We start from the raw sequence: 13,071 nt of genomic DNA, 5'->3' as shown, positions 1-13,071 counted from the left end.
ATTTATCGGTCAATTTCACCAAATACAATGTCTTGGCTTGCCAAGATTGCAACCCCATCTGCAAGCATATGGCCTTTCACCATTTCATCAAAACTGGATAAATGGGGAAAGCCTGGCGCACGAATCTTCATACGATAGGGCTTATTAGCACCATCCGAAACCAAGTAAATACCAAACTCACCTTTAGGCGCCTCTACCGCTGAATAAACTTCTCCGCGTGGTAAGCAAAATCCTTCAGTAAACAATTTAAAATGATGGATAAGTGCTTCCATATCATGTTTCATTTTTTCTCGAGTAGGCGGTGAAATTTTATAATCATCCACTTTTATTGGACCCGGATTATTGCGCAGCCACTCAATACATTGTCTTACGATCCGATTTGATTGGCGTAATTCTTCAACTCGAACCAAATAACGGTCATAGCAGTCACCCGTTTTTCCAACAGGAATATCAAACTCCACTTTATCATAAGCAGCATAGGGTTGTTTTTTACGTAAATCCCATGCGACGCCTGAAGCTCGCAGCATAGGTCCAGTATAGCCCCACTCCAGAGCTTGCTCTGCTGACATAACACCAATGTCAACAGTACGTTGTTTCCAAATACGATTCTCGGTAAGTAAAGCCTCATACTCGTCAACGCATTTCGGAAAACGTTCAGTAAACGCCCACAGGAAATCAAGCAATGAACCTTGGCGATGAACATTCAGTTTTTCAACCTCACGCTCGTCATGCCAGCGAGAAGGTTTATATTGTGGCATAGTATTCGGCAGATCTCGAGCCACCCCGCCTGGACGATAATATGTGGCATGCATACGAGCACCAGAGACAGCTTCATAGCAATCAAATAAGTCTTCACGCTCTCGGAAGCAATAAAGGAATACGGTCATTGCCCCGATATCTAAAGCTACAGCACCTAACCATAAGAGATGATTCAGTATTCTTGTTACTTCATCAAAGAGGGTACGAATGTATTTTGCCCGCAATGGTATCTCGATACCGAGCAATTTTTCGATTGCCATAACATAGGCATGCTCATTGCACATCATGGAAACATAATCGAGCCTATCCATGTAACCAATGCTTTGAATATAGGGTTTAGTTTCAGCTAACTTTTCGGTAGCCCGGTGTAATAAACCAACGTGTGGATCCGCGCGAACAATGGTCTCGCCCTCTAATTCCAGCACTAACCGCAATACACCGTGCGCAGCAGGATGTTGAGGACCAAAATTAAGGGTGTAATTTTTTAACTCAATCATTTTTCACCCCCTTGATGTTGGATATCAAGATAGCGGTTATCATTACGTATCACTTTAGGCACAAGTACTCTTGGCTCTATATCCACTGGTTCATAGATTACTTTTTGCAAGCTAGCATCATAGCGCATTTCAACATAGCCACTGAGAGGAAAATCTTTACGGAAAGGATGGCCAATGAAGCCATAATCGGTGAGAATTCGTCTTAAATCAGGATGATCTTCGAACAAAATACCATATAAATCATAAGCTTCTCGCTCAAACCAATTCGCCGCTTTCCAAATATTATGTACTGAAGGAACCACAAGCTGCGCCTCTTCGATAAATACCTTTACTCGTACACGCTGATTCAGTGTTGTTGATAATAAATGGTAAACCACTGCAAAGCGAGGCTTTGTCCTTGCATAGGCTTTGGCTTCTTGTCGCTCAACGCCGCGTGAAAATCCACTTTCGGTAGCGGATTCTGTTTCCCAATCGTACTCACCGTATAGTAAATAATCTACCGCACAAAGATCGATAAGTTGATCAAAGGCAAAGGCTTCATGCTGACGCAATTGATATAAAACATCTTTTAAATGCCCAACTTCACATTCTAGTGTAATCTCTTCCTTTTCCAAAGAAACACTAGAGATTTGCTCATTCAATTCTGTTTTTAATCGTTCAGCCAAGCTTGTTAATTTCGTCATCTGTTAGCACCTGTGCTGGTCTTATACTTCAATTACTTTTTTACGCCTGATCTTATTCTGCAGCTGAATAATACCGTAAAGCAAGGCTTCAGCAGTTGGTGGGCATCCAGGAACATAGATATCCACTGGTACAATTCGGTCACATCCACGTACTACTGAATAGGAGTAGTGATAGTATCCACCACCATTGGCGCATGACCCCATAGAAATAACCCATCGTGGTTCTGGCATTTGGTCATAGACTCTGCGCAAAGCAGGAGCCATTTTATTACATAAAGTTCCAGCCACTATCATAACGTCTGACTGACGTGGACTTGGACGAAAAATAATACCAAAACGATCCAAATCGTAACGTGCAGCACCAACATGCATCATTTCAACAGCGCAGCATGCGAGGCCAAAGGTCATTGGCCACATTGAGCCGCTACGTGCCCAACCAAGCAGCTTATCTACTGATGTTGTAACAAAACCAGTTTTCTGCAATTCAGCAACCGCCATAGCAAGCCTCTAAAAATAGTTTAAGTTAACAATAACAACTTGTGGGGCACTTGATAAAACTTTAACAGGAAATTAGAGACAATCACTCCCATTCAAGTGCGCCCCTCTTCCATTCAAAGATAAAGCCAATTACCAACAGGCCAAGAAAGATCATCATTGCGGAAAAGCCGAACCAATTAATCTTACGTAACACTACAGCCCACGGAACAAAAAAGGCAGTTTCTAAGTCAAATATAATAAATAGTATAGCAACTAGATAGAATCTTACGTCAAAAGGGATATGGGCATTTTCAAAGGCACCAAAACCACACTCATAGGGAGCGTTTTTTGCTTTATCTGGATTATGCTTACTCAATAACGCACCTGCACCCAGCATGACCAAGCCTATTATAAGGGCAAGTATGATAAAAATAAGTATAGGTAAATATAGTGATAGCATTTTTTTTCTCGGATTTAATGGTGCCGAAGGTCGGACTCGAACCGACACGGCTTACGCCACCGCCCCCTCAAGACGGCGTGTCTACCAATTCCACCACTTCGGCAATGTTAAGTTATTGTTTTCCGCTTGTACTGCTATCAACCGGTACTGGAACTTTTGATTCCGGTACAGTAGTTTGTTGAGGTATGACTTGTTGCCCTGTTTTTTGGTATTGAGAAGATACCAAATAAGACAGAGACAAGCTTGTAACAAAAAAAGTCAAAGCCAAACCACCGGTTAATTTAAATAAAAAACTTCCTGTTCCTTGGCTTCCGAACACCGTGTTCGATGCGCCAGAACCAAATGCGGCACCTATATCGGCACCTTTACCATGCTGTATTAATACTAATGCTATCAATACGATAGCTACCAGCACATGAATCATTAAAATCAATTGATACATTTTACGATTTCCACAAACTGTTGTGCATTAAGGGATGCACCACCAACCAAGCCGCCATCTACATCTGGCATAGCAAATAGTGAAGCAGCATTTTTTTCATTGACACTGCCGCCATATAAAATTGACAAATGGTGCGCATCGTCTTGGTCAAAGCCAGCTACTAGCGCTCTAATTGCCGCATGAACTTCCTGTGCTTGTTCAGGTGAGGCAGTTTGCCCCGTTCCAATTGCCCAAACAGGCTCATAGGCAATTACACAGTTTTTAAAACAATGCTTGCCTCTCTCTGTCACTGCAAGCAACTGTTTAGCAAGAACCTGCTTTGTAAGCTCTTGTTCTCGCTCCTCTTGGGTTTCGCCCACACAAAGAACCGGTATCATACCATGTTCTTTTACATGGTGGAATTTATCAGCAACAAATTTTTCACTCTCGCCAAATAAGTGTCTACGTTCCGAATGCCCTACTAAAACATAGCGGCAATCATAATCTCGTAGCATGGGGGCTGATAACTCTCCTGTAAACGCGCCAGCATCTTGGGGGTAGACATTTTGCGCCCCCCATTTAATCGAGCTTTCACATAAATATTCTTTAACCATGGGAATATAAATTGCCGGTGGGATTACCACACAATCGGCAGCTGTTTGCTGGTTCAATAAGCTCCGTAGCTGCTGTAATAAAGAACAGACCTGTTCGATACGGCCATTCATTTTCCAATTACCTGCTACAATTTTTTGCCTCATTCTACCCCCAGATTTGAGCCCACAGCTATCAAGTTAAATGCTTTTTGTCATTCAACTCTGTAGCCGCTGGATTACAGGTTGGGTCTTGGCCCAACATTTCACTCCAATGAGTTTCCCTATGGCTATAATCGGGCGGGACTATACAGCAAAGTTGTAGCAAATCCTAGCCTTCAGTAGGTTTTTTATCAATGACAAAGACCAGTCGCGCTTTATCAAAACGAACTGATCTTAATTAGGCCATTTTCCTGTTTATGTTTTGAGTTAAATGCTTTTCTCAAAATGAATAATCTCATTACTCAAGCGCTCTGCGTGAGATTGTACCTCTTTACTATTTTGCCCTTCAACCATCACTCTCAATAATGGTTCAGTACCTGAAGGACGCAATAAAACACGCCCCTCTCCCTCCAATTGATTTGACAGAATATCAACCATTTCTATCACTTTAGGGTTGGTTGCCAATAGATGTGCATTTTCTGTTTTGATATTAATTAAAGTTTGAGGCAATAAGTGTATCCCTTCACATAATTCTGCTAACGATTTTTCTTGTTTAACCATGCATGAAAGTACTTGTAAAGCAGCAATAATGCCGTCCCCAGTTGTTGTTTTATCAAGGCAGACGATATGACCGGAAGGTTCTCCGCCAATTTTCCAATCCCGTTCTTTTAAGGTTTCTAGAACATAGCGATCGCCCACTTTTGTGCGCAAAAACTGAACCCCGAGCTCTTTGATTGCTTTTTCTAATCCAAAATTACTCATTAAAGTTCCTACAACACCACCATGCAAATGTTCTCGCTGGTGGCGATCTTTCGCAATAATATAAAGAATTTGGTCGCCATCAACCAGACGACCCTCCGCATCGACTAAGATCACTCGATCGCCATCACCATCGAGGGCAACTCCAATATCCGCTTGGGTTTGTAAAACAAGTTGACGCATAGATTCCGGAGATGTAGAACCACATTTCTCATTGATATTAAACCCATCAGGCATATTACCCATGCTGATCACTTCGGCACCCAACTCACTAAATACATTAGGTGCAATGTGATAAGTTGCACCATTTGCGCAATCCACGACAATTTTTAAACCTGACAAACGTGTTAATGAAGCGATTGTTGATTTACAAAATTCAATATAACGACCGGGAGCATCTTTAATACGAGTTGTTTTCCCTAATTTAGCAGAGGTCACTGTTTGTAAGGGCTTTTCAATTTCTTCTTCTATCGCATGCTCCATCGTATCGGGCAATTTTGTTCCTTCCGCTGAGAAAAATTTTATTCCATTATCTTCGAATAGATTATGAGAAGCAGAGATAACAATCCCTGCATTGGCACGAAGTGTTTGTGTCAGATAGGCAATGGCCGGTGTAGGCATTGGACCTAACAAACTAACATCAATACCTGCAGCAGAAAGCCCTGCCTCCAATGCGGACTCCAACATATAACCAGATACTCGTGTATCTTTACCAATAATAATTTTTTTCCGATGGCCATTAGCAAGGACTCGACCGACAGCCCATCCAAGTTTTAAAACGAATTCAGGATTAATATTCGATAAACCGACTCGACCTCGGATTCCGTCTGTACCAAAATATTTTCTCTGACTCATTATATTGCCCTCGTCTTATTATTTTCACTCGCCTCATTGATAGCCTGCACCATGGTAAGCGCCTGATTAGTCTCAGCAATATCATGGGTTCTAATCATTGCGACTCCATGTAGTGCACTATACACGGCAATAGCCAGACCTCCGGCTAACCGCTTCTCGACAGAGCTATTTAGAATTACTCCAAGAGTACTTTTACGTGAAACACCAATCATTATCGGCAACTTATGCTGCTGAAATTTCGTCATTTGGTTAATTATGCGCATATTATGCTGAGGCGTTTTTCCAAACCCAAAACCTGGATCAAGTATGAGATTTTTACGCTTTATCCCAGCAGCTAAGCATGTTTCTATGCGCTGCTGAAAAAATAGATTAATTTCATCCACGACGTCTTGTGTATATTGAGGATTATTTTGCATATCCTGCGGAGCTCCTTGCATATGCATTAAACAAAGAGGCACATCCAACTCAACCGCCATCGCTAATGACCGATCAGACTGAAACCCCGATATATCATTAATTACAGACGCGCCTGCATGAATAGCTTCATGCATTACTTGTGCCTTTTTTGTATCAATTGATATACAAATGTCACTTCTTTTACGTATCTGCTGAATGACAGGAATTACTCTAGACAATTCTTCGTCGCAACTTATCGCCTGAGCTCCTGGTCTTGTGGATTCTCCGCCAATATCAATGAGGTCAGCCCCTTCGCCAATCATTTGCAGTGCTCGTTCTAGGGCATTTTCTGGTTGAAAATACAGTCCCCCATCAGAAAATGAATCAGGGGTAACATTAAGCACCCCCATAATAAGAGGCTTTTGTAGTTTATTAGTTAAGGCAAATGAACTATAGGATTCACACCATTGCTTAAATTGCGCTGTATTCACGGATTTCTCGACAACAAAAAACCATCAAGTTTGTTTTAGAAACTTGATGGTAATAATTAAAAATCAGAGTTCTAGGATGAGTGTTCACCAGCTGGGTGATCGATTGTTTTGCCATTGACCGGTTTAGACTTGGTGTCTTCGCCTTTTTTATCATGATCCAATTTCTTTGGCGCTTCCCAATCTTCTGGTGGGGAAGGAGCCTGTCCAGCCATAATTTCTGCTATTTGCTTGGCATCGATAGTTTCATACTTGATCAAACCTTCTGCCATTAAATGCAATTTATCCATATTGGCCAGAAGAATTTCTTTCGCACGTTGATAGTTTCTATCAACAATCTGTCTGACTTCTTCATCAATTTGCTGAGCAGTTTTATCAGAAATTTCTTTATGCTGGCTAACTGATCTACCTAAGAAAACTTCACCCTCTTCTTCACCAAAAGTAAGTGGTCCAAGATTAGAGAGACCCCAGGTAGTAACCATTTTGCGTGATATTTCGGTAGCACGCATAATATCGTTAGACGCACCGGTCGTTACACTTTCGCCGCCAAAAATCAATTCTTCAGCGATACGACCACCAAATAAACTAGACAACTGACTTTCCAAGCGTCTCTTAGAATGACTGTATCGATCTTGCTCAGGCAAAAACATTGTCACTCCAAGCGCACGGCCACGAGGAATAATTGTTACTTTATAAACTGGGTCGTGTTCGGGCACTAATAAACCAACAATAGCATGACCTGCTTCGTGGTAAGCCGTTAATTTTTTCTCATTTTCGTCCATCACCATAGAACGTCGCTCGGCACCCATCATGATTTTATCTTTTGCTTTATCAAGTTCAATAATGCTCACTTTTCGTTTATTCGCTCTTGCAGCAAATAAGGCTGCCTCATTAACAAGGTTTGCCAAATCAGCGCCAGAAAAACCTGGGGTTCCTCGAGCGATTGGTAAAATTTCAACGTTTTTATCGATAGGTACTTTTTGCAAATGCACTTTAAGAATCTGTTCGCGGCCACGAATGTCAGGTAAAGGCACAACAACTTGACGGTCGAAACGGCCTGGTCGCAATAAAGCTGGATCAAGTACGTCTGGACGGTTTGTCGCAGAGACTACGATGACCCCTTCATTCCCTTCGAAACCATCCATCTCAACAAGTAATTGGTTAAGGGTTTGCTCACGTTCATCATGTCCTCCACCAAGCCCTGCACCACGATGACGTCCTACAGCATCAATTTCATCGATAAAGATAATACAAGGCGCATGTTTTTTAGCTTGTTCGAACATATCACGCACGCGAGAAGCACCGACACCCACAAACATTTCCACGAAATCCGAACCTGAAATGGTGAAAAAAGGTACTTTTGCTTCTCCGGCAACCGCTTTAGCGAGCAAGGTTTTACCGGTTCCAGGAGGGCCAATGAGCAAAACACCACGAGGAATACGTCCGCCAAGATTTTGGAATTTAGTCGGGTCACGCAGGAAATCAACTAACTCCTTCACTTCTTCTTTCGCTTCATCGACACCAGCAACATCGGCGAAAGTGACTTTCACCTGGTCTTCACCCAATAAACGTGCTCTTGAACGGCCAAAGGACATCGCTCCTCGTCCACCTCCCCCTTGCATTTGGCGCATAAAAAATACCCAAACACCAATCAGGAGTAACATAGGGAACCAATTGATAAATAGATGCAATAAGAAGCTTTCTTGTTGTTTTTCTTGACCACTGACATCGACTTTAGATTTTAATAATTCGCCCAATAAAGCATCGTCTTGCATAGGCATATAAGTTACAAAGCGATGATTATTCTTTGTAACTCCTTTAATGACTTTGGAATCTTCGATGGTCACAGAGTTAACCATGCCTTGATCAACTTCTTTTAAGAATTGACTATAGGAAAGCTTTTCGGCTGAGGTATGGCGTGGGCCAAAATTACTGAATACCGAGACCAGTACGATAGCTATTATCAGCCATAAAAATAAATTTTTTACCATGTCGTTCAAAGCATTGACCTCAATTGTGACGTATTTCTACGACGTTAGAACGATAAAGTTACTATAAATTATAGCCCTTAGCCAGCAAATAGGTTTCGCGTGAGCGAGAACGTGAGGCTAAAGGCTTACGAATAACGACCTGCTTAAACTGAGAACGCGCTTGTTTAATGAGTTCGTCAAATCCAGCTCCGTGAAAAACCTTCATAAGCATGGCTCCCCCTGGTTTTAGCATTTTATTACCAAAATCGAAAGCCAACTCTGCTAAATACATAGCCCTTGGAATATCAACTGCAGCAGTACCACTCATATTTGGGGCCATATCTGATAAAAGCAAGTCTACTCCGTGTTCTGGTTCTAAATTTATTAATTCTTGGAGGACCGAATCCTCCCGAAAATCACCTTGGATAAAGCTAACCCCGGGTACAGCATCCATGGGCAGTATATCCAATGCAATAATGATACCACGACCATCTAGTTTTTCTGCAATGTACTGCGTCCATCCTCCTGGAGCAGCCCCCAAATCGACCACTGTCATACCAGGTTTTAGCAAACGCTCTTTCTCATCGACTTCTTTTAGCTTGTACACAGCGCGACTACGATAGCCTTCAGCCTGAGCTTTTTTAACATAGATATCATCAAAATGTTCGTGTAACCAGCGTTTACTACTTTTAGAGCGAGGCATAACGGTTATTATACAGATAAGAAATAGTGCATGATACTTAATTTTACTACCTTTTCCCAGAAAAACGTGCAATAATCCGCCATTTATACAATTAGCCCACATGAATACAGCATTTAAGCAAGCTTTAAAAGCTAAAGCACATCATTTAAAACCAGTCGTTCTAATAGGCGCCAAAGGTCTCACCGAGGCTGTTATTGAAGAAACCAATGTTGCCTTAATCGCCCATGAGCTTATTAAGGTCAAAATTAATGGGGCTGAAAAAGAGGATAGGCAGCATATGGCTACAGAACTTTGTACCCAATTGCAGGCTGAATTGGTTCAACTCATTGGCAATACGGCAATTATTTACCGCAAAAATGAAGAGAATAGTTAGTTCTTTGCCGCTCTTCAATTTGGTTAGGCTAGAGAAAACTCGTTTGTTCCTTGTACCTGTCAGCTGATCTACAGCCTCCTCTAGTTCCCTGCGGACGCAAGGCCTGTCTACCCGCAGGCTTTTGTAAGCAGGCATCAACCATCCATAGCACTCTTAAAGCACCTCCTTGTGCTTCAAAAGCCTGCGGGTAGACAGGCCTTGTTTATGGGCTATGGGGGTGTGGTTGCGATCTTGGGTCCACATCATTACAAGCAAATATACCAGGTTGAGAGGTTATTGCAGCTTGCAAATGATAATGATTATCATTTATATTTAATCCTATATCTATCTTTTGGAGTAAAATATGGCTTTAGCTTATGGTGGTTTCCAGGGTTTGAATCATCAATTGCGATTTCTATTATTCGAATTAGGGATTGGCCTTCCTCAACACTCCATCGATAGTTTTATCAGTACAGCGCATCGTCAATGTTTACAGCAATTGCGGCAAATTGCTGTGATTGAAGGTTTATCTGATGTGCTCCTACCTAGCCATCATGTCTATGATTTTCTTGCCCAATTGCAAAAACAACTTAAACAGGAAAATCCGGCTTCCTTATTTTTTAATTGGCAAGTTTTGCATGAGGAAATAGAAGCAGCCATTGCAAATGAGGCAATGGCTCAAGTATATCGGCAGCGCTGGCAAAGGGAGTTGAAGCGTCAAATAGGTACTGAGCGTAATTTTTGGGAGTGGCTCTGCAAAGACAATAATGCCCATGAAGCCTTTGAGCTTTTAGAGCAATGGGGTTGTATTGGCTTTACTTATTATCCAGGTTTAAAAGCAAAACTGGGGTTTAGTCGTCGAGAAGTCTTACAATATTCACCGGAATTCAATGCTCAACTGAGTTTACATTGGTGTGCTATCGATAAAGCAGCAGCAAATACTGACGCTGGGAAACTGGGTTATCAAGAGTTAATAAAACGGCAATTTTCTGAAGAGTACAAACTTTGGCAAGAAAAATTGAGATTTAAACAGCAAAATCCTGACAATTTTTACCCTTTACCTGTTCACCCTTGGCAATGGCGTAATCAATTACAACATTCTTTTGCTTCACTGCTTGATAATAAACAATTAATTTTGCTCCCCCATCATCAATCAGTGAAGCCGTCCTTAGCTATCTCTTCGATGATGCCGCAAGCTAAAAACGCTTCTTATCTCAATCTCAGTTTAGATCTGGATGGTTGCCAGCCAATTGCATCGATGGCTAATTATTCTAAAGAATTAAATCAGTTACTGGAAAAACACCAGCATTATCAGAAGAGTTTATTGATTGTGGAGAAACTCGCGGAATTAACAGTCGATGGTAATGCAATACCGAGTTATCAGCAGAAACAATTGGCTGTTGCCCTAAGTGAAAATCCCAACCAGAAGATACAAGAAGGGCAGCGCCTAGTTCCTCTGGCCGCTTTATTTGCTGATTCACCAAGTTCTGAGGCCCCTTTGCTGCTTGAAATTATCGCGGCCAGTAACCTCTGTCCTTTATCTTATTTTCAGCAATATTGCCAAAAACTCTTGGAAGGCCAACTTCATCTTTTATTGCAGTATGGTCTAGCCTTGGCTGGCGATTGGCAAACAACCCTTATTTTAATTCATGAGAATCAACCACAGGCCATAGTATTTCGCGGGTTTAATCAGTTAGCTATTTGCCAGCAACCAATCTACCAGCAACAGAGACTGGGCGCCCTTTCTTCCATGACAACAAGTACTCTCAAAGAAGTCTGCCAGCAATTTATACAAACCAATCTCCAAAATAACTTGAGCCTTTGGATAAACTGTTTGAGTCGATCTTATGGCTTAGAACCGCTCAAATTATGGCAAGTTGTTGCTTGTACTATTAAAAGTAACTTTGCGCGTCTGACTCGAGGCATTCCTGCTGAAGTATCCGCATTCCAATACGAACAGCTTATGTCAGCACCTAGGGAGCATATTTGTTTCTTATCGATGAAACTGCAAAGGAAACAACAGAAAATTCATCAATTAGTGCCTAATTTTTTAGATTACTGAGCTCCGATTTTGTTCAGAGCGTGACAGTGACGCCAGGATTGTATACACTTTAAGGACTGTCTCACTAAAGCTTAAATGCTAATGGTGCAACACTATACATTATTGCCCCAAAGCGATTAGCGTATTAAAAGTCGTTTACCTATGATATTGAAACATATACCTAATGCGCTTACTTTATTTCGGCTAGTATTGATAGCACCTTTTCTGGTGTTTCTTTACAGGCACGAATACGTCAACGCTTTTTACATGTTTATGCTAGCAGGACTTACTGATGGATTGGATGGTTGGCTAGCCCGATATTTCCATTGGCAAAGTCCGTTGGGCTCTTTTATCGATCCTTTGGCAGATAAACTGTTAGTCGCTTCGAGCTTTATTTCCTTAGCCTTACTTGGCGAATTACCCTGGTGGTTAGTTATTCTCGTTTTTATGCGTGATTTAACTATTTCTATAGGTGTAATGGCTTGGTTTTGGTTCGTGCAGCGTAAGCTCGATTTTGAACCCACTTTGTTAAGTAAAATTAATACAACCTTGCAATTAGCTCTCGTCACCTTCTGCCTTTTTGAGTTAGCTTTTTTTGCCTTCCCTTCTTATGTCATTAATACGCTTATGTTAATTACAGCGATTACAACCTCTGCATCCTACATTGATTATGTTTGTACTTGGGGTAGAAAAGCGTACTCCATTGATCATTTAGCAAAATGAATCGTCAGTTGGCTTTAGCAATTCAGCTTAATAATGAAGCAACCTTGACTGATTTTTGTTGGGGTTCTAATCAACTATTAGAGCAGCAAATAAAGAACTGCCTAGCAGGGACGGGTGAGCGACAACTCTATCTTTGGGGCCAGGTCGGCAGTGGTAAATCTCATTTGTTGCAAGCTTGTTGCCAAGCGATGCCTGATGCAACCTCAATTTATTTACCTTTACCTCTCCTTAAAGAATGGGGACCTGAGAGTCTCGATAATCTCTCTGAACAAACTTTAATCGCAATTGATGATATTGATGCCATCGCTGGCGATAAAATTTGGGAGGAAGCGCTGTTTCATCTCTACAATCGAGTACGAGACAATGGTAGAACCCTACTGTTAATGAGCAGCAGAAAATCGCTTTCCAATCTAAATATTCAACTTGCTGATCTTAAATCCCGCATAGCCTGGGGGATAGTCGCTCAACTCAATGAGCTGGATGATGATTTTAAAATTAAAACGATACAGCAACAGGCCAGTAAGCGTGGTTTTGAATTACCCACCTCTGTCGGACAATTTTTAATTAATCGCTGTGCGCGTAATATGCATGATTTACAACATATTCTTGATTCCTTAGATAAAGCATCTTTAGCCGCACAGCGCAAAATTACCGTTCCTTTCGTTAAAGCAACTTTAGGGATTTGACTTTTTGCAAATCTTCTTTTCTACTTAATTACTTAGTTTTTTTCTAGGA

The 13,071-nt window shown here is 41.5% G+C and carries 14 protein-coding genes and 1 tRNA gene; 4 read left to right on the top strand and 11 right to left on the bottom strand.

Translation table 11 applies throughout. The features are described 5' to 3' along the window. Positions 1-2: 2 nt before the first annotated feature. The 11 genes from Lnau_RS13835 to rlmE form a co-directional block, all read right to left on the bottom strand. On the bottom strand, positions 3-1,256 hold the full coding sequence (locus tag Lnau_RS13835) for an NADH-quinone oxidoreductase subunit D (RefSeq protein WP_058505718.1): 1,254 nt from the start codon (positions 1,254-1,256) through the stop codon (positions 3-5). Then, complete coding sequence (locus Lnau_RS13830) at positions 1,253-1,939, bottom strand: NADH-quinone oxidoreductase subunit C (RefSeq protein ID WP_058505717.1); 687 nt, start codon at positions 1,937-1,939, stop codon at positions 1,253-1,255. Before Lnau_RS13830 ends, Lnau_RS13835 begins: the two co-directional genes overlap by 4 nt. 21 nt (positions 1,940-1,960) lie before the next feature. Beyond that, complete coding sequence (locus tag Lnau_RS13825) at positions 1,961-2,437, bottom strand: NuoB/complex I 20 kDa subunit family protein (RefSeq protein WP_058505716.1); 477 nt, start codon at positions 2,435-2,437, stop codon at positions 1,961-1,963. Positions 2,438-2,519: 82 nt separating this feature from the next. After that, positions 2,520-2,876 carry an NADH-quinone oxidoreductase subunit A gene (ndhC, locus tag Lnau_RS13820; protein ID WP_058505715.1) on the bottom strand — a complete coding sequence of 119 codons (357 nt, stop codon included), beginning with the start codon at positions 2,874-2,876 and terminating at the stop codon, positions 2,520-2,522. A gap of 18 nt (positions 2,877-2,894) precedes the next feature. Beyond that, positions 2,895-2,979: transfer RNA gene (locus tag Lnau_RS13815), tRNA-Leu, on the bottom strand. Positions 2,980-2,988: 9 nt separating this feature from the next. Further along, positions 2,989-3,318: a preprotein translocase subunit SecG gene (gene secG / locus Lnau_RS13810; protein ID WP_058505714.1), complete on the bottom strand. Its 330-nt coding sequence runs from the start codon at positions 3,316-3,318 to the stop codon at positions 2,989-2,991. Beyond that, on the bottom strand, positions 3,306-4,055 hold the full coding sequence (tpiA, locus tag Lnau_RS13805; RefSeq protein WP_058505713.1) for a triose-phosphate isomerase: 750 nt from the start codon (positions 4,053-4,055) through the stop codon (positions 3,306-3,308). The genes secG and tpiA overlap by 13 nt, the downstream gene beginning before the upstream one ends. A 261-nt stretch (positions 4,056-4,316) precedes the next feature. After that, positions 4,317-5,663 (bottom strand): phosphoglucosamine mutase, encoded by a 1,347-nt coding sequence (glmM, locus tag Lnau_RS13800; protein WP_058505712.1) that lies wholly within the window; start codon positions 5,661-5,663, stop codon positions 4,317-4,319. After that, positions 5,663-6,550: a dihydropteroate synthase gene (folP, locus tag Lnau_RS13795; protein ID WP_058505711.1), complete on the bottom strand. Its 888-nt coding sequence runs from the start codon at positions 6,548-6,550 to the stop codon at positions 5,663-5,665. Before folP ends, glmM begins: the two co-directional genes overlap by 1 nt. A gap of 71 nt (positions 6,551-6,621) precedes the next feature. Continuing rightward, the gene (gene ftsH / locus Lnau_RS13790; RefSeq protein WP_058505710.1) at positions 6,622-8,538 is read right to left on the bottom strand and encodes an ATP-dependent zinc metalloprotease FtsH; all 1,917 of its coding nucleotides are present in this window, start codon (positions 8,536-8,538) and stop codon (positions 6,622-6,624) included. Positions 8,539-8,599: 61 nt separating this feature from the next. After that, on the bottom strand, positions 8,600-9,220 hold the full coding sequence (gene rlmE / locus Lnau_RS13785; protein ID WP_058506014.1) for a 23S rRNA (uridine(2552)-2'-O)-methyltransferase RlmE: 621 nt from the start codon (positions 9,218-9,220) through the stop codon (positions 8,600-8,602). A gap of 100 nt (positions 9,221-9,320) precedes the next feature. On the opposite strand from rlmE, the gene yhbY reads away from it, so the two are divergent. The 4 genes from yhbY to hda all read left to right on the top strand — a co-directional run bounded on the left by yhbY (position 9,321) and on the right by hda (position 13,022). Further along, the gene (yhbY, locus tag Lnau_RS13780; protein ID WP_058505709.1) at positions 9,321-9,593 is read left to right on the top strand and encodes a ribosome assembly RNA-binding protein YhbY; all 273 of its coding nucleotides are present in this window, start codon (positions 9,321-9,323) and stop codon (positions 9,591-9,593) included. 343 nt (positions 9,594-9,936) lie between these two features. Then, positions 9,937-11,634: an IucA/IucC family protein gene (locus Lnau_RS13775; protein WP_058505708.1), complete on the top strand. Its 1,698-nt coding sequence runs from the start codon at positions 9,937-9,939 to the stop codon at positions 11,632-11,634. 141 nt (positions 11,635-11,775) lie between these two features. Beyond that, positions 11,776-12,336: a CDP-alcohol phosphatidyltransferase family protein gene (locus Lnau_RS13770; RefSeq protein ID WP_058505707.1), complete on the top strand. Its 561-nt coding sequence runs from the start codon at positions 11,776-11,778 to the stop codon at positions 12,334-12,336. Beyond that, on the top strand, positions 12,333-13,022 hold the full coding sequence (gene hda / locus Lnau_RS13765) for a DnaA regulatory inactivator Hda (protein ID WP_058505706.1): 690 nt from the start codon (positions 12,333-12,335) through the stop codon (positions 13,020-13,022). The genes Lnau_RS13770 and hda overlap by 4 nt, the downstream gene beginning before the upstream one ends. The last annotated feature ends 49 nt before the right edge of the window (positions 13,023-13,071 follow it).

It is taken from the genome of Legionella nautarum, assembly GCF_001467895.1.
Classification (GTDB): domain Bacteria; phylum Pseudomonadota; class Gammaproteobacteria; order Legionellales; family Legionellaceae; genus Tatlockia; species Tatlockia nautarum.
The sequence above is the reverse complement of the archived record's forward strand: the minus strand, read 5'-3'. Positions and strand labels throughout refer to the sequence as shown.